Here is a 24,310-nt window from a genome sequence, read left to right as displayed (position 1 = left end):
GTCAGCAGCTCGGTGGCCAGCGCGCTGGGCGGCGGCGCTGCGGTCAACGGCAATGGCACCGTGTCGGCACCGACCTACACGGTTGGCGGGACGACCGTCAACAACGTGGGCAGCGCCATCACTAATCTCGATGGTCGCGTGACCACCGTGGACAATCGCGTGACCAACGTCGAAGGCTCGGTCACGAACCTCACCAACAATATCAACAACGGCACGACCGGCCTGGTCCAGCAGGACGCCACCACCAAGGCGATTACCGTCGCCAAGGACAAGGACGGCACGCAGGTGGACCTGACCGGCACCGCCGGCGCCCGCCAGCTTCGCGGCGTGGCCAACGGCACGGTGGCGGCAGGCAGCCTGCACGCGGTCAACGGCGGCCAGCTCCATGGCGTGAGCAGCTCGGTGGCCAGCGCGCTGGGTGGCGGGGCCACGGTCAACAGCGATGGCTCGGTGTCCGCGCCGACCTACGCCGTTGGCGGTAACACGTTCAACAACGTGGGCGGCGCCCTGACCAACCTGGATGGCCGCGTCACCACGATCGACGGCCGCGTGACCAACGTCGAGGGCGACGTCACGAACCTCGCCAACACGATCAACAACGGCATGGCCGGCCTCGTCAAGCAAGACGCGACGACCAAGGCGATCACCGTCGCCAAGGACAAGGACGGCTCGCTGGTGGATCTGACCGGCACCGCCGGCGCCCGGCAGCTGCGTGGCGTGGCCAACGGCACGGTCGCGGCCGGCAGCCTGTTCGCCGTCAACGGCGGCCAGCTCCACGGCGTGAGCAGTTCCATTGCCACGGCACTGGGTGGCGGAGCGGGGGTAAACGGCGACGGTAGCATCTCCGGGCCGACCTACACCGTCGGCGGCACCACCGTCAATAACGTGGGCGGCGCGATCACGAACCTCGACAACCGCGTGACCAATGTCGAGGGTTCGATGACCCAGATCACCAACAACATCAACAACGGCACGATCGGCCTGGTCAAGCAGGACGCCGCAACCGGCCACATCAACGTGGCGACCGACAAGGGCGGCAAGGTGGTGAACGTGGCCGGCACGGAAGGCACGCGCCAGCTCACCGGCGTGGCCGACGGCCTGATTGGCGCCGGCAGCACCGACGCCGTCAACGGCAGCCAGATCTTCAGCCTGACGCAACAACTGGCGAAGGGTGGCGGCACGAGCCACCACTTCCAGGCGGACGGCAAGTCCGACGGCAGCGACGCCGCCATCGTCCGGTCGGAGAGCCGTGGAGTGGCGATCGGCAGCTACGGTGAGGCCAGCGGTAACGCCGCCGTTGCCGTGGGTGCCGATGCCAAGGCCAGCGCTGACAACAGCGTGGCGTTGGGCGCCGGTTCGATTGCCGACCGTGCCGACACCGTCTCGGTTGGCAACGCGGATGCCGAACGCCAGATCGTCAACGTGGCCGCCGGCACGCAGGATACCGACGCGGTCAACGTCGGCCAGATGCGGAGCTACGCCAGCCAAGGCAACAGCCAGACGCTGAACCAGGCCAACACCTACACCGACCGGCAGGTGGGTGCGGTGCGCCGCGACGCCCACGCCGGCACCGCCTCGGCGATGGCGATGGCAGGCCTGCCGCAGTCGGTCCAGCCGGGCAAGGGCATGGCCGCGCTGGGTGCCTCCGCGTACAGCGGGGAATCCGCGATCGCGCTGGGCGTCTCCAAGATGTCGAGCAGCGGGAAGTGGGTCTACAAGGCCATCGTGTCCTCCAACACGCGCGGCAACTACGGCTCGACGGTCTCCGCCGGCTTCCACTGGTAAGCCACGACAGCGGGCGCCACGCCAGCAAAGCCCGTCTCCTCCCGGAGGCGGGCTTTTTTCATGCGCCCGGCACGGGAAAACCGCAGTGGCCGGCGCCCCCGGATCAGCGGACAATCGATGGCTCCCCATCGCCAGTCCCCACGCCGCCCAACGTGACGTCCCCCCTTCCCTTGCGCAGCCCCCGGCTGCATTTCGATCTCACGACGGTCCAGCTTTTCATCGCCGTGGCCGAACTCGGCGGCATCACGCGCGGCGCGGAGCGCCTGCACCTGGCCCCGGCCGCGGCCTCGCGCCGCGTGCTCGAACTGGAGGCCCAACTGGGCGTGGCCCTGTTCGAACGCCTGCCTCACGGCATGGCGCTGACCGAAGCCGGCCGCGCGCTGCTGGCCCACGCGCGCGGCATCACCCACACCGTGCAGCGCATGCAGGACGACGCCGCCTCCTTTATCGGCGGCGACCTTGGCGTGGTGCGCATTGCCGCGCCGAAGTCCGCCGTGATCCAGTTCCTGCCGTTCGATATCCAGCGCTGCGCCTCGGCCTGCCCCGGCGTGCGCATCGACCTCCAGGAAATGAACAGCCTCGAGGTGCAGCAGTCCCTGCGGCGCGGCACCGTGGACATCGGCATCTACGAAGGCAGCCTCGGCATGATCGACCTGCCGACCGCACCCTACCGCCATGACCGGCTGGTGCTGGTGGTGGCGCGCGACCATGCGCTGGCCGGCCACGCCCAGGTGACCTCGGACGATGTGCTCGACTGCGACCTGATCGTGCTGGGCGAAGGCTCGGCCATCTCGCTCGGACTGGAACGGCTGGCCGAGGAAGCCGGCCGGGTGCTGCGCATGCGCATGCGCGTGGGCGGCTTCGACAGCATCGCCGCGCTGGTGGCGCAGAACCTGGGCTGCGGCGTGATGCCGGAGGCGGTCGCGGCCGAGGTGGCGGGCGGCAGCCGCTTCGTGCGTCTGCCCATCGACGCCCCTTGGGCGGAGCGGCAGTTCGTGCTGTGCCATCGCCCGGCGGACGCGCTGTCCTCGGCGGCGCTGGGCGTGCTCAAGGTGCTTGCGCAAAACGCGTAACCAGAATCCCCCAAATAGCGATAGCCCGCGCCGGGCGCATTGCGGATGATGGCTCCATAACGATTAAGGATGGAGACAGGCAATGCAGCGCAGACAATTCCTACTTGGAGCCGTGGCCGGACTGGCCGTGCCGGGCCTGATGCCCAGCCTGGCGCGGGCGGCCGATGTGGCCGGCCCGGTGCGCATCGTCGTGGGCTTCGCCCCGGGCGGCGGTACCGACGTGCTGGCGCGGGTCATCGGCCAGAAGCTGGGGATGATGTGGAACACCACCGTGCTGGTGGAGAACAAACCCGGCGCCACCGGGGCCATTGCCGCTGCATATGTGGCGAAACAGCCACCTGATGGCACCACGTTGCTGATGGCGCACGTCAACAGCCATGCCATCGCCCCGGCGCTGCTCGACGTCAAGTACGACCCGCGCGCCGACTTCACGCCGATTTCGATGGTCGGCGTCACCCCCAACATGCTGACCTGCCGGCCCGAGCAGAAGGTGCGCACGGTGAAGGACATCGTCGCGCTGTGCCGGCAGAAGCCGGGCCAGATCTCGTTCGGCTCGTCCGGCATCGGTTCGGCCCAGCATCTGGCGCTGGAAATGTTCCGGCTGCAGGCCAAGCTCGATGTGGTGCATGTGCCCTACAAAGGCTCCGGCCCGCTCGTGGCGGACCTGATCGGCGGCCAGATCGACTACGCGTTCGACACCATGACCGCCGCCACGCCCTTCATCCAGCAGGGCAAGGTCATCGCCATCGCCCAGACCCGGCTCAAGCGCGCGGCCAGCCATCCCAATGTGCCGACGCTGGCCGAGTCCGGCTTTCCCGGGCTGGACGCAGCGTCGTGGTACGGCCTGGTCGGGCCGAAGGGGATGTCCCCGGCGCTGGTGCAGCGCATGAACGACGACGTCAACCGCGTGCTGCTCACGCCCGATGTGGCCGAGCGGCTCAAGAGCTTCGGCGCCGAAGATTCCGGCGGCTCGAGCCAGCAGTTCGGCGCCTTTATCGCGTCCGAGTCCACCAAGTGGGCCAAGGTCGTGAAGGACGCCGGCGTGAAAGCCGAAAGCTGATGGCTGCGAGACGGCGCGCCCGCGCGCGCCACCCTCGCCCCCCTCTCCACGAATTCAGGATTCACCCGATGACAGATCTCAGCCAAGCTGGCGCCCCGGCGCCTGCCACCCCCCTGCCGCTGGCCGGCGTGCGTGTGCTCGACGTGAGCCAGGTCATGGCCGGCCCCTACGCCTGCATGCTGCTGGCCGATCTCGGCGCCGACGTGATCAAGATCGAGCCGCCCGACGGCGGCGACCAGACGCGCGGCGCCATGGGTTTCAAGATGAAGGGGCCGGACAGCATGGGCTTCCTTAACATGAACCGGAACAAGCGCAGCGTCACGCTGGACCTCAAGACCGATTCCGGCCGCGAGGTGCTCTACCGGCTGGCGGAAACCGCTGACATCCTGGTCGAGAACTACCGGCCCGGCGTGATGAAGCGGCTTGGCATCGACTATGAGACGCTGGCCAAGATCAATCCGAAGCTGGTGTACGTGAGCATTTCGGGCTTCGGCCAGAGCGGGCCGTGGGCCAACCGGCCCGGCTTCGACCTGATGGCGCAGGCCATGTCGGGCGTGATGAGCGTGACCGGCTACCCCGGCGGTGCGCCCGTGAAGGCTGGCGTGCCAGTGGCCGATATCGGCTGTGCGCTGTTCGCCACTTACGGCATGCTGGCGGCCTATATCGGCGCCAAGCAGACGGGCAAGGGGCAGTACGTGGATGCGTCGCTGTTCGACTCCGCGCTGGCGTTCTCGGTGTGGGACACCTGCGAGTACTGGGGCACCGGCCGCGAGCCCGAACCGCTGGGCACGGCCAACCGCATGAGCGCGCCCTATCAGGCCATGAAGGCGGCCGACGGCTACTTCGTGATGGGCGCCACCAACCAGAAGCTGTGGCAGCTGCTGTGCCAGACGCTGGATCGACACGACCTGCTCAAGGACGAGCGCTTCGCCAGCGTGGCGCTGCGGCTGGCCAACCGGCCGGCGCTGATCGCCGAACTGGAGCAAAGCTTTGCCAAGGCGAGTTGCGATGACTGGATCGAACGGCTGCTCGCCGTAGGCATCCCGGCCGGGCCGATCCTGACCTACCCGCAGGCGTTCGCCAGCGAGCATGGCAAGCATCGGCAGATGCGGATCGAAATCGACCATCCGATCGAGGGCAAGGTGCCCAATATCGGCTTCGCGGTAAAGATGGGCGGCACGCCCCAGCAGGTGCGGCGCCCGCCGCCGCTGCTGGGCCAGCACACCAAGGAAATCCTGGCCGAACTGGGCCTCTCGCAGGACGAACAGCAGTCGCTGGCGACGGCCGGCGCGTTCGGATCATGAGCGCCCCGCTGCCGCCGGCAGCGCCGGGAGACGGGCAGGTCACGCTGACGATGGCAGGCGGCATCGCCACGCTCACCTTCGACCGCCCCGCCGCGCGCAACGCGATGACCTGGGCGATGTACGAGCAACTGGCCGGGCATTGCCGCACGCTGGCCGCGCAAGGCACGGCCGGCGCGCGCGTGGTGGTGATGCGCGGCGCGGGCGGCGAGGCCTTCGTGGCCGGCACCGACATCGCCCAGTTCCAGCAGTTTTCCAGTGGCGACGATGGCGTGGATTACGAGTCACGCATCGACGAAGGCATCCGGCTGGTCGAGCAACTGCCGATGCCTACCGTGGCAGTTGTCGAAGGCTGGGCGGTAGGCGGCGGGCTCGCCATCGCCACGGCTTGCGACTTCCGCCTCGGCACGCCCAAGGCGCGCTTCGGCGTGCCGATCGCCCGCACGCTGGGCAACACGCTGTCGGCACTGAACCTCACCCGGCTGCGCGCCGCGTGGGGCCTGCAACCGGTGCGCCGCATGCTGCTGCTGGCCCAGATCCTCGACGCGGACGCCGCCCTGGCCTGCGGCTTCCTCGAAGGCGTGCACGCGCCCGACGCCCTGGAAGCCGAAGTCGCCGCCCTCTGCGACCGCCTCGGCGCCCTGGCCCCCGTCACCCAGACCGTGGTCAAGGAAGCCCTCCGCCGCCAGACCGTAGCCGCCGTGGCAGACACCGACGACCTCGTCCGGCAATGCTATGGCAGCGAGGACTTCCGGGAAGGGGTGGACGCGTTCGTGGCCAAGCGGTCGCCGGTGTGGCGGGGAAGCTGACTCCAGGCGGGGAGACTTGCGGACAAGACCATATTTGGTCTATATTTGGACCCCATCCACCATGGACCGAGGGAGCCAAGCCGTGAAATTCTCCACCCAGGTCAAACCCATCAGTTACCTCAAAAGCCACGCCGCCGAGATCGTCAAGGACATCTCGGCGTCGCGCGAGCCGATGCTGATCACCCAAAACGGCGAGGCCAAGCTCGTGGTCATGGATGTGCGCACGTTCGAGGAACAGGAAGAAACCCTCGCCCTGCTGAAGCTGCTGGCGATGGGCGCCCGCGACATCGAGCGCGGGCGTTTTCGTGATGTGGAGGACGTCTTCGCCGACCTAGATAAGGACGACGACGCGTGAGGGCCGTCTTCCTTGCAGCGGCAGAAGAGGATTTGCACGAACTGCGCCGCTACATCGTCCGGCGCTTCGGCAAGGCAAGTTGGCAGGAAACCTTGCAGGGCATCAAGGACTCGGTGCGCACGATCCAGGCCTTTCCGGAAGGCGGTGCCATCCCCGACGAACTGGCAGACCTCGGCCTCCGGCAGTACCGACAGGTCATCTCGGGCATGAACCGGATCCTCTACGAGGTCAGGGCTGACGTCCTGTACATCCACATTGTCTGCGACACGCGCCGCGACATGCGCACCCTCCTTTCCCGCAGGCTCCTGCGAGCGATTCCAGAAGGCAACTAGATGCGAAAAACGGCCCGGAGGGTATCCCCCTCCGGGCCGTTTTCTTGTACCGGCAGATTTGCCAGCCGCTCAGTCCACCATCTTCCCAAACGTGAACGCGCCGTCTTCGTAGTCCACCGGGATCACGTCCTTGGCGGCGAACTTGCCTTCGAGGATGGCGCGGGCCACCGGGTTCTCGATCTGCTGCTGGATCGCGCGCTTCAGCGGCCGGGCGCCGAACACCGGGTCGTAGCCTGCGCTGGCAATCTTCTCCAGCGCCGCCTCGGTCACGTCCAGCGTCATGTCCATGCGTGCCAGACGCGCCTGCAGCCGTTGCAGCTGGATGCGGGCGATGGACTCGATGTGCTGCTGGTCCAGCGAGTGGAACACCACCACCTCGTCGATCCGGTTCAGGAACTCGGGGCGGAAATGCGTGCGCACCTCCTGCCAGACCGCGCCCTTCACCACGTCCTGCGGCTCGCCGGACATCGACTGGATCAGGTGCGAGCCCAGGTTGCTGGTCATCACGATCACCGTGTTCTTGAAATCGACCGTGCGGCCCTGGCCATCGGTCAGGCGGCCATCGTCCAGCACCTGCAGCAGCACGTTGAACACGTCCGGGTGCGCCTTCTCGACTTCATCGAGCAGGATCACCGCGTACGGCTTGCGGCGCACCGCCTCGGTCAGGTAGCCGCCTTCCTCGTAGCCCACGTAGCCCGGGGGCGCGCCGATCAGCCGGCTCACGCTGTGCTTCTCCATGAACTCGCTCATGTCGATGCGGATCAGGTGGTCTTCCGAGTCGAACAGGAACTCGGCCAGCGCCTTGCACAGCTCGGTCTTGCCGACGCCGGTCGGCCCCAGGAACAGGAACGAGCCATAGGGCTTGTTCTCGTCCGCCAGGCCGGCACGCGAGCGGCGGATGGCGTCGGACACCAGCCGCACGGCCTCGTCCTGGCCCACCACGCGTGCGTGGAGGCGGTCTTCCATCTTCAGCAGCTTGTCGCGCTCGCCCTGCATCATCTTGGCGACCGGAATCCCGGTGGCACGGCTGACTACCTCGGCGATTTCCTCGGCACCCACCTGCGTGCGCAGCAGCTTGTTCGGCTGCTTCTGCTCACTGGCCTCGGCCTTGGTCGCCGCCTGCAGCTTGCCTTCCAGTTCCGGCAGCTTGCCGTACTGAAGCTCCGCCACCTTGTCCAGCTTGCCTTCGCGCTGCAGCCGGGTGATCTCGAGCTTGATCTTCTCGATCTCTTCCTTCAGCGCAGCCGCGCCCTGGGCAGCGCCCTTCTCGGCGCGCCAGATCTCGTCCAGGTCGGCATATTCCTTCCCAAGCCGCTCGATTTCCTGCTCGATCAGCTCCAGCCGCTTGCGCGACGCCTCGTCGCTCTCCTTCTTCACGGCCTCGCGCTCGATCTTGAGCTGGATCGTGCGGCGCTCGAGCTTGTCCATCGCCTCCGGCTTGGAGTCGATTTCCATCTTGATGCGCGCGCCGGCCTCGTCGATCAGGTCGATGGCCTTGTCCGGCAGGAAGCGGTCCGTGATGTAGCGGTGCGACAGTTCCGCCGCCGCGACGATGGCCGGGTCGGTGATCTCCACGCCGTGGTGCAGTTCGTACTTCTCCTGCAGGCCGCGCAGGATGGCGATGGTCGCCTCCACACTCGGCTCTTCCACCAGCACCTTCTGGAAGCGGCGCTCCAGCGCGGCGTCCTTCTCGATGTACTTGCGGTACTCATTGAGCGTGGTCGCGCCAATGCAGTGCAGCTCGCCGCGCGCCAGCGCCGGCTTGAGCATGTTGCCGGCGTCGATGGCGCCCTCGGCCTTGCCCGCGCCGACCATGGTGTGAATTTCGTCGATGAAGACGATGGTCTGGCCTTCATCCTTGGCCACGTCGTTCAGCACAGCCTTGAGCCGTTCCTCGAACTCGCCGCGATACTTGGCGCCAGCCAGCAGGCCGGCCATGTCGAGCACCAGCACGCGCTTGTTCTTGAGCGTCTCGGGCACCTCGCCGTTGACGATGCGCTGGGCCAGCCCTTCGACAATGGCGGTCTTGCCCACGCCCGGCTCGCCGATCAGCACCGGATTGTTCTTGGTACGGCGCTGCAGGATCTGGATGGAGCGGCGGATTTCGTCGTCACGGCCGATCACCGGGTCGAGCTTGCCCGCACGGGCGCGCTCGGTCAGGTCGACGGTGTATTTCTTGAGCGCCTCGCGCTGCGATTCGGCATCGGCACTCTGCACGGTGTCGCCACCCCGCACGGTCTGGATGGCCGCCTCGAGCGACTTGCGCGACAGCCCATGCTCGCGCGCAATACGGCCGCCCTCGCCCTTGTCGTCAGCCACGGCGAGCAGGAACAGCTCGCTGGCAATGAACTGGTCATTGCGCTTGATGGCTTCCTTCTCGGTGGCGTTGAGCAGGTTGTTGAGGTCACGGCCCACCTGGACCTCGTTGGTGCCCTGCACCTGCGGCAGCCGCTTGATGGCGGCGTCCAACGTGGTCTGCAGCCCACTGACGTTCACACCGGCGCGCGCCAGCAACGTGCGCGCGGCGCCATCGTTCTGCGCCAGCAGCGCGCGCAGCAGGTGCACCGGTTCGATGTACTGGTTGTCGTGACCCAGCGCCAGGCTCTGCGCATCAGCAAGCGCCTCCTGGAACCGGGTGGTGAATTTATCAAGTCGCATTCGGATCCCTCTCTCTCTAGGAAAGTGTGTCCTGTTGCGCGGGGTGGCCCGGCCCGGACACGTTACTTCGGAAAGATAGGGCTTTGACTTGACATTTCAAGGCTGACGGGCAGATTTCGAGCGGCTGCGCCAAAGCCATATGGCGACCGCAGTGACCACCAGCGTCGTCAGAAACGAGGGAAGCCAATACAACAACGCTTCGAAGTTGTATCCGTCCTCAGCGGGATCGAAACGCCGGTAATGGTCGAACAACCACTGTCCGAGCCACGGAGGAATAGAAATGACCTCCGAGTAATCCAGCCACTTGGCAGTCAGGTACAGAGGAAAAAGCACAAGCCACGCGGCCACCAACACGACTTTGACAAGTGCCTTTAAGACCGCCGTCACGGCGTGGACCTCTTGACCGTGAGTCTGCCGTAGCAGGCAATATCCGTGTTGGGAATCCGGCCGACAGTCGATGCTTTGAGCAAAGCCCTCAGGCGGTCAAAGTCGGTGTGGCTGTTGACAGCAATGCAACCTTCACTGATGCCTTGCGAACCGTTAGGGTGGAGGCGAAACTCCCCGCGCTCCACTTCGGCACAGAATCGCGAGACATCGTCCACTCTTCCATCCGCGGCGAAGAGGGCGAACCACCTTCGCCTGTCGGTCGAAAACGGATTTTGCTCCCGAAACCATCTCAAACCCCCGCCAGAGGGCCGGTCTAACACGTAATAAGTGCCAGGCGTGATCGGACCGGAGTTCTTGCGACAGGCGGCAAGATAACTATTGATGTCCCCATCTCGTCCCGAGAATGCCGGCACATCGAGTACGCCGGCCCGAAGCCGACTCCTGGGCCGGTCGTTGAGATAAAACGTCAAATCGATCATGACTCGATGCTCCTTCGTGAAACGAGCATCGAGATTGGCTTAGGGGCGCGCCAGCCCCAATAGGAATTGTTCGAAAGCGGTCATCAAGCTGACTGGGGTCAGAACGCTCCCGTCGAGATGTGGGGTCTCTCGACGGGAAACGTGGCGTTTAACGCACCTGCCCGACTAGTTCGGCACGTCCACCGTCGACCCGCTCACCGAAATCACATCGCCCGCCGCCGGGGTGGCGGCGATCGGGGGGACGTTCGTGGGCAGGATCTGCGGTGCCGGGGCGGCAGTGCCTCCGCGTGACGTCGTGCGCACCACTTGGGACGGCGGCAGGGCCGTGCCGCTGCGCAGGTTGGCGTACACGGCGTCCAGCGCCCGGTTCAGGTACACGTGCAGCGGGATGAAGGTGTTGGCGTAGCCAGGCAGTACGTCGATGAAGGCGTCGAAATGCTGGCCGTTGGTCACCTCTATATATGAGAGCTTGCTGCTGGTGCCCTCGGCCACCTTGTTCAGCCCCAGGTAAGGCCGCGACGTGTGGTTGACCGGCAGCAGGCCGTCGCTGCGGCCATGGACGATCATCGCTGGCTTGCCGCGCAGGTTGCCGGTGCGCAGCGTCTGTCCGATGCCCGCCTGAAGTGCGGCGCTGTTGGTCAGCAGGTCGCGCAGGCAGTTGGCGCCGGGCAGGTTGGCGTCCGCGACGCCGCCGACGCTGTTGGTGGAGAGGAAGTCGCGGGCGGGGCCGCCCTGGGCTTTCTCGTTCATGAGCGTCACGCCGGTGCTCGGCGGCACGCCGTTGCCGGTGGAGAACGTCAGGGCCAATATGTTTGGCGGGATGGTCACCGGGGTGCCGGTAGCGCCGCCCGGCGAGGCGAAGGTGTAGTCGCACAGCTTGTCGGTGACGCTGGCACGCGAGTAGGAGTTGGCGTACGTCACCGAGATCGAGCTGGCCACTTCGAGCGATGAAAGCGATGCATGCAGCACATCGGATTCTGGCTCCCAGCCGGCGGCGTGCAGGCGAGTGAAGGCGTCGGTCGACTGGTCAGTCAGCGACGCGCCGGTGAGTTGCCCGTTGCCGACCAGCGAGCCGCAGCGATTGGCGCCCTGGATGACCGTCACCGAGGTGAACGGTGCCGGCAGCGACGCCGTGCCCGCGCAAAGCGAGAACAGGTTCGCCGTGGTCGTGTAGTCATACAGATGCCGCCCCGATGACCCCACCGTCACCCCGCCCCGCTTCACCGTGATGGCCGGCACGGCGGGCATGTTCACGTTCGGTTCGCCCACGGCCACGCCGTCGATCAGGCCGTTCGTATCCTGCTCCGCTGCCGCGATGGCCGCGCCGCCGCCGTTGGAGACGGCCGAGGCGATCACCAGGATCTTGTCCTTGCCGATGGAGGCCTGCCGCACCCCGTCGGACCCCACGGTGCCGAATTTATCGTTGATCGCCCACATGGCGAACTCGATGGCCTGGAGCGTGTTCAGCCCCCAGTTGGCCTCGGGATTCTGCTTCGAGTGGGCATGCTTGTAGGCCAGCCGGTGCGGATTGGCAGTGGTGAAGTCCGCCAGCGACTGCGCGCCCGGCTGCGCCGCGAACTGGGCCAGCTTGCCGGCGCCGGTGCGAGCCTGGCGGGTGCCGTTGATCAGCGGCACGGTGTCCGAGTCGAGGTCGTGCGCCCCCGCGCCCGTGCCCTTGTCGGTATAGGCCACGGCACAGCCGCGCTTGAGCCCCCATTCGCCGACCGAAATCCCGCCATAAATGCCGCGCGAGCCCGACGAGGTCGCCGAGATCAGGCAAGGATTGGCGGGATCGAAGTTGGTCGGGATCTGCGCCATGATCGTCACGTTCTGCTGGCCGGTGCCGTCGTCGGCAAAGGCGATGTACTCGGTACCGGGCACCTTGCCCTGGCTGGCGGTGACGTTACCCTGGGGATCGACGTTCGGCCCGTACAGCGAGCCGTACCCGCCCAGCGGATTGGTATCGACGATGGCGCGGTAGTTATTGAAGATGGCGATGCGGCGCAGCTCGGCCGCCGTGGGCGCGGCGGGATCGGCGGGAACCGGCGCGGTAGCCGTGGCGATCAGGCCGTCCTTGCCGAGCCCGGCGGTCAGCAGGTCGTCGGTCGTGCCGTCGTAGTTCTGCACGCCGATGGTGCCCACCACGAAGGTCGGCCGGTTGTTCGGGTTCTGCGTGACCGGGCCGCCACCGCCCCCACCGCTGTTGTTGTTGTCCCCGCCGCCGCAGGCGCCAATCAGCAGCACCGCCACGGCGGCGGCAATGGCGGTGTGGCATCGTGGATCGACTAGGAATTTTCCTGCGCGCGTTGCAAGGCTATGCGTCATGGGGTGTCTCCTGTTATGTATGCCGGCGGGGCCGGATCGGTAAAACAGAAACAAGACCTACGAACCGCAAACTGCAAACCGCAAATGCAAACCAACGGGGGCGACGGGGGCGATGGGGAGCACGCCCGGCGGAGCGTCGTATTCGTCCCTCCCGGGACATAGTAGACGGTTCAGGCGTTTGGATGCGAGCAGGCAGTCAGTCGAATGCCAGCTATAGCGCCGATGCCGGAACCTGTATGTGCGACCCGATACATAGGCATCGGGCCAGCCAAGTGTTTGACGGAAAAGGGAAAATACTTAGGCGAGCGCGCGCCAGGTCCAGATGCCGAAGGCCGTGAGCACCAGCGAGCCACCCAGGTGCACCACCACGTGGGCGAGCGCCCAGCGATAGTCGCCCGCCATCAGGTTGCCGACCACCTCGCTGGAGAACGTCGAGAACGTGGTCAGGCCGCCGAGAAAGCCGGTGACGGCCAGCAGCCGCCATTCGGGCGAGAGGCCCGGGTGCGACTGGAAGAACGCCACGGCGATCCCGACCAGATAGCCGCCCACCAGGTTGGCGGCCAGCGTGCCGTACGGCAGCGCCGGGTTGGCCGCGTTCCACAGCACGGAAAATCCCCAGCGCAGCCAGGCGCCCGCGGCGGCGCCGACGCCCACCGCCACAAACCCGAGCGGACCCATTCAACCTTCCTTATTGTTGTTCGATGTGTTCGATGATTCGGCGTTGAACGATTCGATGCCCCAGCGGCGCAGCGCCGCATCGTCCGAGACCCGCGCATCGACCCAGCGCGCGCCCTCGGGCGTTTCTTCCTTCTTCCAGAACGGCGCCTCGGACTTCAGGTAGTCCATGATGAACTCGCACGCCGCGAAGGCATCGCCCCGGTGCGCGGACGCCACGGCGACCAGCACGATCTGGTCCAGCGGCTGCAACAGCCCCACGCGATGGACAATGGTCACGCCGAGCAACGCCCAGCGCTCGCGCGCGGCGGCCTCGATGCGTTCCAGCGACTTCTCGGTCATGCCCGGATAGTGCTCGAGTTCCATCGTCCGGACCGCCGTGCCGTGCGTGACATCGCGCACGGTGCCGATGAAGCTGGCCACGGCGCCCACGCCGGGATTGCCGGCCCGCAGCGCCGCCACTTCGGCGCCGAGGTCGAAATCATCGTGCTGCACGCGTGCGCTCATCTCAGCCTCCGGTCACGGGCGGGAAGAACGCCACCTCGCAGCCCTCGGCCAGCGGGGTGTCGGCGCGGGCCACGGCGTGGTCCACGGCCATTCGCAGCGCGCGGCCCTCGGCCAGCGCCTCGGCCCACTGGCCGCCGCGCTCGCGCAGCCAGCCGCGCAGGTCGCCCACGGTGCGTACGCTGGCGGGCACCTCGGCGCGCTCGGCGCCCTGCCCCACCTGCTCGCGCACACTGGCGAAGTATCGGAGTTCGATTTGCATGATGGTTGGGTCCGCGCGTCAGCCCAGCAGGCCGTCGAACGGGATGAATTGCACGGTGTCGCCGCGGCGAATGGTCTGGTTCGGCGGGTTGTCGATCAGCCCATCGCCCCAGACCGTAGACGTCAGCACGCCCGAACTCTGGTTCGGGAACAGGTCGAGGCCGCCCGCGTCGTTGAGGCGCGCGCGCAGGAATTCGTTGCGGCGGTCGCCACGCGCCAGATCGAAATCGGCACGCAGCGGCAGGCGGCGCGGCGTCACATCGGCCACGCCTTGCAGACGCAGGATGAACGGCCGCACGAACAGCAGGAAGGTGACGAAGCTCGACACGGGGTTGCCCGGCAGGCCGAGGAAGTGCGCCGGACTGTCCGAGCCGTTCGCCACCTGGCCGAAGGCCAACGGCTTGCCCGGCTTGATGGCGATCTGCCAGAGGTCCAGTCGCCCTTCAGCCTGCACGGCCGGCCGGATATGGTCTTCCTCGCCCACCGAGACGCCACCCGAGGTGATGATCAGATCACACCCCTCGGCGGCACGGCGCAAGGTGTCACGCGTGGCGGCCAGCGTGTCCGGCACGATGCCGAAGTCGGACACGTCGCAGCCCAGATTTTCGAGCAGGCCGCGCAGCGTGAAGCGGTTGGAGTTATAGATGGCGCCCGGCTTGAGCGGCTCGCCGGGCATGGCCAGCTCGTCGCCCGTGAAGAACACGGCCACGCGCACGCGGCGCACCACATCCAGCTTCGCCTGCCCGACCGAAGCCGCCAGGCCCAGCGCCTGCGGCGTCAGCCGGGTGCCGGTCGGCAGAATCTCGGCGCCGGTTTCGATGTCCTCGCCCGCGCGGCGAATCCATTCGCCCGAAGCCGGCACATGATTGACGATGACCGCGTCGCCATCGGCCACGCACTGCTCCTGCATGACCACGGCATCGGCGCCGGGCGGGATCAGGCCGCCCGTGAAGATGCGCGCGGCGGTGCCGGCGGCCAGCGCCGTGCCCACGTGGCCGGCCGGAATCCGCTGCGAGACCGGCAGGCGCGTACCCGGCGCGGGGACGTCGGCGGCGCGCATCACGTAGCCATCCATCGAGGTATTGTCGGCGGGCGGCACGCGCAGCGTGCTGGTCACGGGCGCGGCCAGCACGCGGCCGTTGGCGTCGAGCGTGTCGACGGTCTCGGTGGCCGTCAGCGGACGCACGCCGGCCATCAGGGCCGCGAGGGCCTCGGCCATGGTCAGCATCGGCGGACGGTTGGCGGCAGCAGTTGGAGTGGGGGCTTGGGTCATGTGAGCGTGGCTGGAATCAGGTTGGCCCATGAAAAACAGCCCCCGGCGCGAAGCCTGGGGGCCGTGGCAGCGGGCCCGGCAAACCCGATTGTAACGAGTTGGGCGCCGGTCGGTCGCTGGACAGTCGCTTACAGTCCGGTGTGCCGGGCGATGTACGCCTTGACCTGCGCGGCATCCGCCGGCATCACCTCGAAACGCTGCGGCAGCGCCTCGATCCCATCGAACGCGGCGGGCCGCTCGGGCTCGTGCCCCAGTGCCTCGCGGATCGTGTCGGCGAACTTGGCCGGCAGTGCCGTTTCCAGCACTACCATCGGCACGCCCGGCGTCAGGTACTCGCGCGCCACCTTCACGCCATCGGCGGTATGGGTGTCGATGGTGACGCCGTAACGCGCGTGCACGTCGCGGATGGTGGCCAGGCGGTCGTCATGCGTGCTGCGGCCCGAAACGAAGCCGAACTGGCGGATGCGGTCGAATTCCGGCGTGCCGGAGAGATCGAAGCCCCCCTTGGCATCCACGTCGCGGAACAGCGCGGCCAGCTTGTCGCCGTCCTGGCCGAGCAGGTCGAACACGAAGCGCTCGAAGTTCGAGGCCTTGGAGATATCCATGCTCGGGCTCGACGTGTGGTACGTCTGCGCCGAGGTCCGCACGCGGTAGGTGCCGGTGCGAAAGAACTCGTCGAGCACGTCGTTCTCGTTGGTGGCCACCACGAGGTTGTCGATCGGCAGGCCCATCATGCGCGCGATATGGCCGGCGCAGACGTTGCCGAAGTTGCCCGACGGCACGCAGAACGACACCTTCTGGCCAGGGCCATCGGTGGCCAGCAGCCAGCCCTTGAAGTAGTAGACCACCTGGGCCACCACGCGCGCCCAGTTGATCGAATTGACGGTGCCGATGCACTGGCGCGCCTTGAAGGCGTGGTCGTTCGACACCGCCTTGACGATGTCCTGGGCGTCGTCGAACACGCCTTCGATGGCCAGGTTGAAGATGTTCGGGTCCTGCAGGCTGAACATCTGCGCGGTCTGGAACGCGCTCATCTTGCGGTGCGGGCTCAGCATGAACACGCGGATGCCGTCCTTGCCGCGCATCGCGTACTCGGCGGCGCTGCCGGTGTCGCCGGACGTCGCCCCGAGGATGTTCAGCTTCAGGCCGGCCCGGCGCAGTGCGTACTCGAACAGGTTGCCGAGCAGCTGCATCGCCATGTCCTTGAAGGCCAGCGTCGGGCCGTTCGACAGGCCCAGCAGTTGCAGCGGCGTGCCGCCTTCCTCGCCCAGCGTGCGCAGCGGAGTGATGTCCGCCGTGTTATCGCCCGGACGTGCGTTGCAGTACACCTCGGCGGTGTAGGTCTTGCGCGTCAGCGCGCGCAGGTCGTCGGCGGGGATGTCGTCGCAGAAGCGCGAGAGCACCTCGAACGCCAGGTCGGCATAGGACAGCTTGCGCCAGGCTTCCAGCTCGTCGGCCGTGATCTGCGGGTACTGCTTCGGCAGGTAGAGCCCACCGTCCGGCGCCAGGCCGCCCAGCAGGATCTCGGAGAACGATTGCGGCATGTCATGGCCGCGCGTCGATTGGTATTGCATGAGCGGAGGCGTCTTAGTTCAGTTCTTCCATGCGCAGGCGCGTCACGGCGGACAGCACCGTCGGCAGCGACTCGATGCCGCGGATGGCGGCGTTCACGTGCTTCTCGCGCGTGAGGTGCGTCAGGATGATGATGTCGGTCTGCGGCTCGCCCTGGCGCGACTCCTTCTGGAGCATCGCGTCGATGCTGATGCCGCCCTCGGCCAGGATGCGCGTGATCTCGGCCAGCACGCCGGTCTCGTCGGACACGCGCATGCGCAGGTAGTAGGAGCTGGTGACTTCCTCGATCGGCAGCACCGGCACGCTGGACAGCTCGTCCGGCTGGAACGCCAGGTGCGGCACGCGATGGTTCGGATCGGCCGTATGCAGGCGCGTCACGTCTACCAGATCGGCGATCACGGCCGAGGCGGTCGGCTCGGCGCCGGCGCCCTTGCCGTAGTACAGCGTGGTGCCCACGGCGTCGGCCTGCACCAGCACGGCGTTCATCGCGCCTTCCACATTGGCGATCAGGCGGGATGCCGGCACCAGCGTGGGATGCACGCGCAGCTCCACACCCTCCTCGCGGCGGCGCGTGATGCCGAGCAGCTTGATGCGGTAGCCCAGTTCCTCGGCGTACTTGATGTCGATGGCGGACAGGTTGGTGATGCCTTCCACGTGGGCCTTGTCGAACTGCACCGGCATGCCGAAGGCGATGGCGCTCATCAGCGTGACCTTGTGGGCGGCGTCGATGCCCTCGATGTCGAAGGTGGGGTCGGCCTCGGCATAGCCCAGCTGCTGGGCTTCCTTGAGCACCACGTCGAAGTCCAGGCCCTTGTCGCGCATTTCGGACAGGATGAAGTTCGTCGTGCCGTTGATGATGCCGGCGATCCACTGGATGCGGTTCGCGGTCAGGCCCTCGCGCAGCGCCTTGATGATGGGGATGCCCCCAGCCACGGCGGCCTCGAACGCCACGATCACGCCCTTGCGGCGGGCGGCCTCGAAGATCTCGTTGCCATGCACGGCCAGCAGCGCCTTGTTGGCGGTGACCACGTGCTTGCCGTTCTCGATGGCCTTCAGGACCAGCTCGCGGGCGATGCCGTAGCCGCCGATCAACTCCACCACGATGTCGATTTCCGGGCGGGTGACCACCTCGTTGGCATCGCTGACGACTTCCACCTCGCCGCCGGTCAGTTCCCGGGCGCGCTCGGTGTTGAGGTCGGCCACCATCGCAATCTCGATGCCGCGGCCTGCACGGCGACGAATTTCTTCCTGATTGCGCTTGAGCACGTTGAACGTGCCGCTACCAACGGTACCGATGCCGAGAAGGCCGACTTTAATGGGTTGCATGTACGTCTGACTCTGGGTTGCTTGATGCGGGATGAACGGGGGCGCCGCGGCGGCTCAGGCCGTGCCGTGACGTTTTCGATAGGTTTCGAGGAAGCGGCCGACGCGCGTCACGGCCTCGCGCAGGTCTTCCTCGTGCGGCAGGAACACGATCCGGAAGTGATCCGGCGCGCCCCAGTTGAAGCCGGTGCCCTGCACCAGCAGCACCTTCGATTCCTGCAGCAGTTCGTAGATGAATTCCTGGTCGTCCTGGATCGGGTACATCGACAGGTCGAGCTTGGGGAACAGGTACAGCGCGGCCTTGGGCTTGACGCAGCTCACACCGGGGATCTGGGTGATCAGCTCATAGGCCAGGTCGCGCTGGCGGCGCAGCCGGCCGCCCTCGCCCACCAGGTCGTTGATGCTCTGGTAACCGCCCAGCGCGGTCTGGATGGCCCACTGGGCCGGCACGTTGGCGCACAGCCGCATCGAGGACAGCATGTTCAGGCCCTCGATATAGTCCAGCGCCGGGCGCTTGTCGCCCGACACCACCATCCAGCCAGCGCGGTAGCCGCACGAGCGGTAGTTCTTCGACAGGCCGTTGAAGGTCACTGTCAGCACGTCCGTGGACAGCGCGGCGATCGAGGTGTGCGAATGGCCGTCGTACAGCACCTTGTCGTAGATCTCGTCGGCAAAGATGATCAGGCCGTGCTCGCGCGCGATGGCCACGATCTCCTGCAGCAATTCGTCCGAGTACAGCGCCCCGGTGGGGTTGTTCGGGTTGATGACGACGATCGCCTTGGTGTTCGGGGTGATCTTCTTGCGGATGTCGTCGAGGTCCGGCATCCAGTCGTCGGCCTCGTCGCAGATATAGTGCACCGGAGTGCCGCCGGACAGGCTCACGGCGGCGGTCCACAGCGGGTAGTCCGGCGCCGGCACCAGCACCTCGTCGCCGCTGTTGAGCAGCGCGTTCATCGACATCACGATCAGCTCGGAGGCGCCGTTGCCCACGTAGATGTCGTCCAGCCCCACACCCTGGATCTTCTTCTCCTGGGTGTAGTGCATGATGGCCTTGCGCGCCGCGAAGATGCCCTTGGAGTCCGAGTAACCCGCCGAATTGGGCAGGTTGCGCATCATGTCCTGCTGGATCTCCTCCGGGGCATCGAAACCGAACACGGCCAGGTTGCCGATGTTCAGCTTGATGATCTTGTGCCCTTCCTCCTCCATCTGCCGGGCCTTTTCCAGCACCGGGCCGCGGATGTCATAGCAAACGTTCTGGAGCTTGTTCGATTTCTGGATGGGTTTCACGGCGGTGTTGGCGATGTCAGGGCAGGCTGCCGGTCTCCGTGGCAGCGGATTTTCGGAATCTTCTGGAATGTCCTGGCAAGTCTGGGCGGACGGCGGCGCATCCGCGGTGATGTGCCCGGCGCGTGGCAGACAGGGAGGCAAAAGCTATAATTTATCGGATTATGACAGACTTCGGCATGGATTCTTGCATTGCAGCGACGCTTTCCCGCGCCGGGCGCACGATCCTGCCACCGCGAGCCCCCTCTTGAAACTCCACGCTGACAAACCCCACAATCTCAATACCGTGACCAGCTACGGCCCCGGGTATATCGAAATCAACCTGGTCCGCCACAACCAGTCCGTGCTCGTCATGCCGGAAGGCCCGGTCGAGCCGTGGCCGGTTGCCCGTTTCGAGGACCTGGAACCCGCCCATTTCGACGTCCTGCTCGATAAACAGGCAGAAGTCGTCCTGCTGGGTACCGGCAACAAGCTGCGTTTTCCCCACCCGCGCCTGACCGCCGCGCTGGCTCGCCGCCATATCGGCGTGGACGCCATGGATCTCCAGGCCGCATGCCGCACCTACAATATCCTGATGGCCGAGGGCCGCAAGGTGGCGGCGATCCTGCTGGTGGAGCCGATCGACGAAGCTTGAGCGGCGGGCCCCCTGGTGCGAATATCGGCCGGCAACCTGCCGAGGTTGAGCACACGCCACGCTTGAAGTCTGGCCGACTGCCCCAAACTGCACCCGCCATGGCACAAGCCCGGATCACCCCCCACAACAAACGGGCCGCCATCACCGATGATGCACCGCCATCCAGGAGAGCCACCAGCATGACAGTCAGTCTCAACCAGGCCGTTCCGGACTTCCGCGCCCCCGCTACCGGCGGGGAGTTCCATCTTGCCGGCCAGCGCGGCAAGACCGTGGTCCTGTACTTCTACCCGAAGGACAACACGCCGGGCTGCACCACCGAAGCGATGAACTTCCGCGACCAGTACGCCGAGGTCGAGGCGGCCGGCGCCGTGGTGTTCGGCATCTCGCGCGACAGCATGAAGTCTCACGAGAACTTCAAGGCCAAGCTTGAGCTGCCCTTCGCGCTGATCTCGGACGCCGACGAGGCGCTCTGCGGCCTGTTCGATGTCATCAAGATGAAAAAGATGTATGGCAAGGAAGTGCGCGGGATCGAGCGCAGCACTTTCATCCTCGACGGCAAGGGCATCCTGCGGCACGAGATGCGCGGCATCAAGGTGCCGAACCACGTGGACGAAGTCCTCGAACTCATCCGCAAGATCTAGTCCGCCAGGCGCCACTGCCACGGGCGCAACACCGCGCAACACTCCGTCCGCAGGGTCATTGCCAAACCGAAAACGTTCGGATACATTGGCCCGTAATGCGTTCAGATCCCAGTTGCCACGCTGTTGTACCGTTCCGGCCCAGGAGAGAAAGTCCCCGGGCTGGTAGCGGACCTGCCGTGTCCGGGGTCCGCGAAGAAGCCGCCACACCTGTTCATCAGGCATGGCGGCTTTTTTGTTTGCCTGCCCTTTTCCGCCCCCCTGAAAGGATGTCCAAGCATGCCGCTGCCTACCATGCCCGCCAAGCCTGCCCAACTGCTGGACCCGAGCGAATTCGCACCGGTCTCACTGCCCAAGGCCAAAGCCGCGCAGGGTAAGAAACCTGTGCCGACGCTCGAGCGCGAGGCATTGCTCGATTCAGGCCCGACCGGTGACACGGGCGACCTCCAGGCGCCCGCCACGCGCGGCCGCGCCGGCAGCCCCACGCGCGCCCGCACCGCGGACGCCCCGGCGCCAGCCACGACCGCCCCGTCCGCGCCGGCCGTGAGCCTGGTCAAGCCGGCGGCCGGCCCCACGCGCCGCGCCCGCAAGGCCGAGGGGCCCAGCAAGCTGTTCGTGCTGGACACCAACGTGCTAATGCACGACCCGAGCTCGCTGTTCCGCTTCGAAGAGCACGACATCTATCTGCCGATGATGACGCTCGAGGAGCTGGACAACCACAAGAAGGGCATGAGCGAAGTCGCTCGCAACGCGCGGATGGTCAGCCGCACGCTCGACTCGCTGGTCGGCGCCACCGACGGCGTGCTCGACGACGGCCTGCCGCTGGCCACGCTCGGCAACCGCGATGCGCAGGGCAAGCTGTTCTTCCAGACCCGCCTGAACGAGATCAAGCTGCCCGAAGGCCTGCCGCAGGGCAAGGCCGACAACCAGATCCTGGGCGTGGTCAGTGCGCTCCAGCAGCAGTTCCCGGAGCGCCAGGTCGTGCTGGTGTCGAAAGACATCAACATGCGCATCAAGGCGCGTGCGCTGGGGCTGCCGGCCGAGGACTACTTCAACGACCAGGTCCTGGAAGACAAGGACCTGCTCTACGCGGGCGTGATGCAGTTGCCGAACGACTTCTGGGCCAAGCACGGCAAGGGCGTGGAGAGCTGGCAGGACCCGAAGTCCGGCGCCATGTTCTATCGCCTGACCGGGCCGCTGGTGCCGTCGTTCCTGGTCAACCAGTTCGTCTACCTGGAGCCGATGGACGGCAGCCTGCCGCTGTACGCGCAGGTCAAGGAAATCAACGGCAAGACCGCCCTGCTCCAGACCCTGAAGGACTACACCCACAACAAGAACAACGTGTGGAGCGTGGTGGCCCGCAATCGCGAGCAGAACTTCGCGCTGAACCTGCTGATGAGCCCGGACATCGACTTCGTCACGCTGCTGGGCCAGGCCGGTACCGGCAAGACGCTGCTGGCGCTGGCGTCCGGCCTGGAGCAGGTGCTGGACCAGAAGCTCTACAACGAGATCATCGTCACGCGCGCCACCGTGCCCGTGGGCGAGGACATCGGCTTCCTGCCGGGTACCGAGGAAGAGAAGATGCAGCCCTGGATGGGCGCGTTCGACGACAACCTCGAAGTCCTGCAGAAGAGCGATGACAGCGCCGGTGACTGGGGCCGAGCGGCCACGCAGGAGCTGATCCGCTCGCGCATCAAGGTCAAGAGCATGAATTTCATGCGCGGCCGCACGTTCGTGAACAAGTTCGTCATCATCGACGAGGCCCAGAACCTGACGCCGAAGCAGATGAAGACGCTGGTCACGCGGGCCGGCCCCGGTACCAAGATCGTCTGCCTGGGCAATATCGCGCAGATCGACACGCCGTACCTGACCGAGGGCTCGTCGGGCCTGACCTATGTGGTAGACCGCTTCAAGGGCTGGAGCCACAGCGGCCACGTCACGCTGGCGCGCGGCGAACGCTCGCGCCTGGCCGACCACGCGGCGGACGTTCTTTAAGTACCGCCCGCCCGGCATTGTCCGCCGGGCGGCGTTCGTCTCCCTTTTACCCGGATCCGGGCGTCCGCGTGGATGCCCGTCCATGTCGTCACGTCGCGTCGGGCTTTGGCTGACAGCCAAAGCGCGGCAGTGGCGCTATGATCGTCCGGTGTTCATGTCGATACGGAGGCGTCGATGGACAAGCCACAATCGTTCAATCCCTACCTGTCCGGCAATCCACGGACCCTGTTTTCCCGCCATTCGCGCACCACGCGGCGGCGCCGCATCCTGGCGGCCACGCTGATCGGCACGTCGCTGGTCATCGCCGCCACCTGGCGTCCGGCCCGGGCGGCCGAGGAAATGGTCATCCGCACGATGGGCCCCGTCAGCTATGTCTGCGGCGGCGTGGCGGAGGATGAGCGCGCCAAACTGGCCGAGCAGGAGAAGAACTTCAACATGGGCATCCTGTTCACACAGGGCCCGAATGGCGAATTTTTGTCGGAAGTTGACGTCAATCTGACACGCGACGGCCAGCCGGTGGCCAATTTCAAGGCTGGCGGCCCCCGCTGCCTCATACGTGCGCCCGAAGGCAGCTACAATATCGAAGCGACCTATAAGGGTCAGGCCAAGTCCATGAAGATCAGCACCGGCACGCGCAACGCCCAGCTTCGCTGGTGATGCATTAACAATGCGCTAACCGCGCTGCACCGCGGACGGACGCGTGACCCGGCAACCGAACAAAAAGAAGGATGCCGCAGCGCCCGCTTCGCCTTTTCTCTCTCAATGCCTCCCGCACCGCCGCCCTCGCGGTGAGTGCCGCCGCGCTGCTACTGGCCGCCTGCGCCGGCGGGCCGCCGCCCCGGCAGGGTTCGTCCGTGCCCCGGGCACCCGGCAAACCGATGATCGACCCGAGCGCCGGACTTGAGGAAATCTCGATCCAGGCGATGTCGCTGGTCGGCACCCCCTACCGCTACGGCGGCAACACCCCCGATTCCGGTTTCGATTGCAGCGGCCTGGTTCGCTACGTGGTGCAGCGCGCCGCCAACGTGAACCTGCCCCGCACGACCGAGCAGATGGGCCAGCGCGGTTCGTCGCTGGACCGCAGCCAGGTGGCCTCCGGCGACCTCGTGTTCTTCAACACCACGGGACGCGCCAATTCCCACGTAGGCATCTATGTCGGCCAGAACCGCTTCGTCCATGCGCCCGCCACCGGTGGCACGGTGCGGCTCGAGGACATGGGCAAGTCTTATTGGGCCTCCCGCTACAACGGCGCCCGCCGCGTGGTGGCAGCTAGTAATTTGCCGATGACGCCGGCGCCCGCCCCAGAAGCCCCCTCGCCCGCCCCTGCGCCCACCCAGGAAGACGACGACCCCATCGCCGCCTTCGCCCGGCAATAGTCGTCTAGTAAAAGGCGTAAAAAAAGCCAGGCGCGATTGAACTGCACCCCAAAAGGTGGACCCCAACTTTTGGGGTGTTTTCATGTATCGGTACTCGGAGCAGTTCAGGCTGACAGTTATCCAGAGCTACCTGGACGGTCAGGCAGGCTATGGTGAGATCGCCAAACGCCATGAAATAGACAGCGGAACAGTACGGCGCTGGGTGGCGGGA

The 24,310-nt window shown here is 66.4% G+C and carries 24 protein-coding genes; 13 read left to right on the top strand and 11 right to left on the bottom strand.

Translation table 11 applies throughout. The annotated features are described in order from the left end of the window. The 7 genes from AC1DP9_RS27185 to AC1DP9_RS27155 form a co-directional block, all read left to right on the top strand. Positions 1–1,785, top strand: a 1,785-nt coding sequence (locus tag AC1DP9_RS27185; RefSeq protein WP_477109007.1) for a YadA family autotransporter adhesin, incomplete at its 5' end; no start/stop codon positions are given. Between the two features lie 152 nt (positions 1,786–1,937). Further along, positions 1,938–2,858, top strand: coding sequence for a LysR family transcriptional regulator (locus tag AC1DP9_RS27180; RefSeq protein ID WP_092289408.1), 921 nt, complete (start codon positions 1,938–1,940; stop codon positions 2,856–2,858). An 82-nt stretch (positions 2,859–2,940) separates the two neighbouring features. Further along, positions 2,941–3,918, top strand: a complete 978-nt coding sequence (locus tag AC1DP9_RS27175) for a Bug family tripartite tricarboxylate transporter substrate binding protein (protein ID WP_477109006.1) — start codon at positions 2,941–2,943, stop codon at positions 3,916–3,918. A gap of 68 nt (positions 3,919–3,986) precedes the next feature. Then, positions 3,987–5,222: a CaiB/BaiF CoA transferase family protein gene (locus AC1DP9_RS27170; RefSeq protein ID WP_477109005.1), complete on the top strand. Its 1,236-nt coding sequence runs from the start codon at positions 3,987–3,989 to the stop codon at positions 5,220–5,222. Continuing rightward, positions 5,219–6,028: an enoyl-CoA hydratase/isomerase family protein gene (locus tag AC1DP9_RS27165; RefSeq protein ID WP_477109004.1), complete on the top strand. Its 810-nt coding sequence runs from the start codon at positions 5,219–5,221 to the stop codon at positions 6,026–6,028. Before AC1DP9_RS27170 ends, AC1DP9_RS27165 begins: the two co-directional genes overlap by 4 nt. An 82-nt stretch (positions 6,029–6,110) precedes the next feature. Further along, a complete protein-coding gene (locus AC1DP9_RS27160) occupies positions 6,111–6,383 on the top strand; it encodes a type II toxin-antitoxin system Phd/YefM family antitoxin (RefSeq protein ID WP_092289416.1) in 273 nt (90 codons plus the stop codon). Further along, positions 6,380–6,715 (top strand): type II toxin-antitoxin system RelE/ParE family toxin, encoded by a 336-nt coding sequence (locus AC1DP9_RS27155; RefSeq protein ID WP_477109003.1) that lies wholly within the window; start codon positions 6,380–6,382, stop codon positions 6,713–6,715. The genes AC1DP9_RS27160 and AC1DP9_RS27155 overlap by 4 nt, the downstream gene beginning before the upstream one ends. A gap of 69 nt (positions 6,716–6,784) precedes the next feature. Here the strand turns inward: AC1DP9_RS27155 and clpB are convergent, their stop codons facing one another. From clpB to AC1DP9_RS27100, 11 genes are all read right to left on the bottom strand, one after another. Next, the gene (gene clpB, locus AC1DP9_RS27150; protein ID WP_441593582.1) at positions 6,785–9,373 is read right to left on the bottom strand and encodes an ATP-dependent chaperone ClpB; all 2,589 of its coding nucleotides are present in this window, start codon (positions 9,371–9,373) and stop codon (positions 6,785–6,787) included. Between the two features lie 96 nt (positions 9,374–9,469). After that, positions 9,470–9,760, bottom strand: a complete 291-nt coding sequence (locus AC1DP9_RS27145) for a hypothetical protein (RefSeq protein WP_477109002.1) — start codon at positions 9,758–9,760, stop codon at positions 9,470–9,472. Next, positions 9,757–10,239 carry a DUF2778 domain-containing protein gene (locus tag AC1DP9_RS27140; protein WP_477109001.1) on the bottom strand — a complete coding sequence of 161 codons (483 nt, stop codon included), beginning with the start codon at positions 10,237–10,239 and terminating at the stop codon, positions 9,757–9,759. The genes AC1DP9_RS27145 and AC1DP9_RS27140 overlap by 4 nt, the downstream gene beginning before the upstream one ends. 165 nt (positions 10,240–10,404) lie before the next feature. Next, a complete protein-coding gene (locus tag AC1DP9_RS27135) occupies positions 10,405–12,564 on the bottom strand; it encodes a 3-hydroxybutyrate oligomer hydrolase family protein (RefSeq protein ID WP_477109000.1) in 2,160 nt (719 codons plus the stop codon). 297 nt (positions 12,565–12,861) lie between these two features. Then, complete coding sequence (gene crcB / locus AC1DP9_RS27130) at positions 12,862–13,242, bottom strand: fluoride efflux transporter CrcB (protein ID WP_092289424.1); 381 nt, start codon at positions 13,240–13,242, stop codon at positions 12,862–12,864. Beyond that, the gene (locus AC1DP9_RS27125) at positions 13,243–13,746 is read right to left on the bottom strand and encodes a molybdenum cofactor biosynthesis protein MoaE (protein WP_092289426.1); all 504 of its coding nucleotides are present in this window, start codon (positions 13,744–13,746) and stop codon (positions 13,243–13,245) included. It lies immediately after the preceding gene. Between the two features lies 1 nt (position 13,747). Continuing rightward, a complete protein-coding gene (gene moaD, locus AC1DP9_RS27120) occupies positions 13,748–14,005 on the bottom strand; it encodes a molybdopterin converting factor subunit 1 (protein ID WP_092289428.1) in 258 nt (85 codons plus the stop codon). Positions 14,006–14,023: 18 nt separating this feature from the next. Then, entirely contained in the window at positions 14,024–15,232 is a 1,209-nt protein-coding gene (locus tag AC1DP9_RS27115) for a molybdopterin molybdotransferase MoeA (protein WP_477109009.1), read from the bottom strand. Positions 15,233–15,405: 173 nt separating this feature from the next. Continuing rightward, the gene (gene thrC, locus AC1DP9_RS27110) at positions 15,406–16,851 is read right to left on the bottom strand and encodes a threonine synthase (RefSeq protein WP_477108999.1); all 1,446 of its coding nucleotides are present in this window, start codon (positions 16,849–16,851) and stop codon (positions 15,406–15,408) included. Between the two features lie 13 nt (positions 16,852–16,864). Beyond that, on the bottom strand, positions 16,865–18,175 hold the full coding sequence (locus AC1DP9_RS27105; protein WP_092289434.1) for a homoserine dehydrogenase: 1,311 nt from the start codon (positions 18,173–18,175) through the stop codon (positions 16,865–16,867). Between the two features lie 54 nt (positions 18,176–18,229). After that, positions 18,230–19,459 (bottom strand): pyridoxal phosphate-dependent aminotransferase, encoded by a 1,230-nt coding sequence (locus AC1DP9_RS27100; protein WP_092289436.1) that lies wholly within the window; start codon positions 19,457–19,459, stop codon positions 18,230–18,232. 244 nt (positions 19,460–19,703) lie between these two features. On the opposite strand from AC1DP9_RS27100, the gene AC1DP9_RS27095 reads away from it, so the two are divergent. The 6 genes from AC1DP9_RS27095 to AC1DP9_RS27070 form a co-directional block, all read left to right on the top strand. Further along, positions 19,704–20,090, top strand: a complete 387-nt coding sequence (locus AC1DP9_RS27095; RefSeq protein ID WP_092289438.1) for an Mth938-like domain-containing protein — start codon at positions 19,704–19,706, stop codon at positions 20,088–20,090. Between the two features lie 179 nt (positions 20,091–20,269). Continuing rightward, a complete protein-coding gene (locus tag AC1DP9_RS27090; RefSeq protein WP_477105751.1) occupies positions 20,270–20,731 on the top strand; it encodes a peroxiredoxin in 462 nt (153 codons plus the stop codon). A 276-nt stretch (positions 20,732–21,007) separates the two neighbouring features. Further along, on the top strand, positions 21,008–22,723 hold the full coding sequence (locus AC1DP9_RS27085) for a PhoH family protein (RefSeq protein WP_477108998.1): 1,716 nt from the start codon (positions 21,008–21,010) through the stop codon (positions 22,721–22,723). 174 nt (positions 22,724–22,897) lie between these two features. Further along, complete coding sequence (locus tag AC1DP9_RS27080; RefSeq protein ID WP_477108997.1) at positions 22,898–23,380, top strand: hypothetical protein; 483 nt, start codon at positions 22,898–22,900, stop codon at positions 23,378–23,380. Between the two features lie 71 nt (positions 23,381–23,451). After that, positions 23,452–24,099 carry a C40 family peptidase gene (locus AC1DP9_RS27075; protein ID WP_441645728.1) on the top strand — a complete coding sequence of 216 codons (648 nt, stop codon included), beginning with the start codon at positions 23,452–23,454 and terminating at the stop codon, positions 24,097–24,099. Positions 24,100–24,181: 82 nt separating this feature from the next. Further along, on the top strand, positions 24,182–24,310 hold a 129-nt coding region (locus AC1DP9_RS27070; protein WP_477109008.1), incomplete at its 3' end, for a transposase.

Source organism: Cupriavidus sp. 01L43, assembly GCF_056399925.1.
Note: the sequence above shows the minus strand (reverse complement) of the source record. Positions and strands in the feature narration are given on the sequence as shown.

Bases quoted from the DNA above. Each gene is read 5' to 3' on its own strand.
- AC1DP9_RS27175 (WP_477109006.1), top strand. From the start codon at position 2,941: ATGCAGCGCAGACAATTCCTACTTGGAGCCGTGGCCGGACTGGCCGTG.
- AC1DP9_RS27170 (WP_477109005.1), top strand. From the start codon at position 3,987: ATGACAGATCTCAGCCAAGCTGGCGCCCCGGCGCCTGCCACCCCCCTG.
- AC1DP9_RS27165 (WP_477109004.1), top strand. From the start codon at position 5,219: ATGAGCGCCCCGCTGCCGCCGGCAGCGCCGGGAGACGGGCAGGTCACG.
- clpB (WP_441593582.1), bottom strand. From the start codon at position 9,373: ATGCGACTTGATAAATTCACCACCCGGTTCCAGGAGGCGCTTGCTGAT.
- AC1DP9_RS27140 (WP_477109001.1), bottom strand. From the start codon at position 10,239: ATGATCGATTTGACGTTTTATCTCAACGACCGGCCCAGGAGTCGGCTT.
- AC1DP9_RS27135 (WP_477109000.1), bottom strand. From the start codon at position 12,564: ATGACGCATAGCCTTGCAACGCGCGCAGGAAAATTCCTAGTCGATCCA.
- crcB (WP_092289424.1), bottom strand. From the start codon at position 13,242: ATGGGTCCGCTCGGGTTTGTGGCGGTGGGCGTCGGCGCCGCCGCGGGC.
- AC1DP9_RS27125 (WP_092289426.1), bottom strand. From the start codon at position 13,746: ATGAGCGCACGCGTGCAGCACGATGATTTCGACCTCGGCGCCGAAGTG.
- moaD (WP_092289428.1), bottom strand. From the start codon at position 14,005: ATGCAAATCGAACTCCGATACTTCGCCAGTGTGCGCGAGCAGGTGGGG.
- AC1DP9_RS27115 (WP_477109009.1), bottom strand. From the start codon at position 15,232: ATGCTGACCATGGCCGAGGCCCTCGCGGCCCTGATGGCCGGCGTGCGT.
- thrC (WP_477108999.1), bottom strand. From the start codon at position 16,851: ATGCAATACCAATCGACGCGCGGCCATGACATGCCGCAATCGTTCTCC.
- AC1DP9_RS27105 (WP_092289434.1), bottom strand. From the start codon at position 18,175: ATGCAACCCATTAAAGTCGGCCTTCTCGGCATCGGTACCGTTGGTAGC.
- AC1DP9_RS27090 (WP_477105751.1), top strand. From the start codon at position 20,270: ATGACAGTCAGTCTCAACCAGGCCGTTCCGGACTTCCGCGCCCCCGCT.
- AC1DP9_RS27085 (WP_477108998.1), top strand. From the start codon at position 21,008: ATGCCGCTGCCTACCATGCCCGCCAAGCCTGCCCAACTGCTGGACCCG.
- AC1DP9_RS27080 (WP_477108997.1), top strand. From the start codon at position 22,898: ATGGACAAGCCACAATCGTTCAATCCCTACCTGTCCGGCAATCCACGG.
- AC1DP9_RS27075 (WP_441645728.1), top strand. From the start codon at position 23,452: ATGCCGCAGCGCCCGCTTCGCCTTTTCTCTCTCAATGCCTCCCGCACC.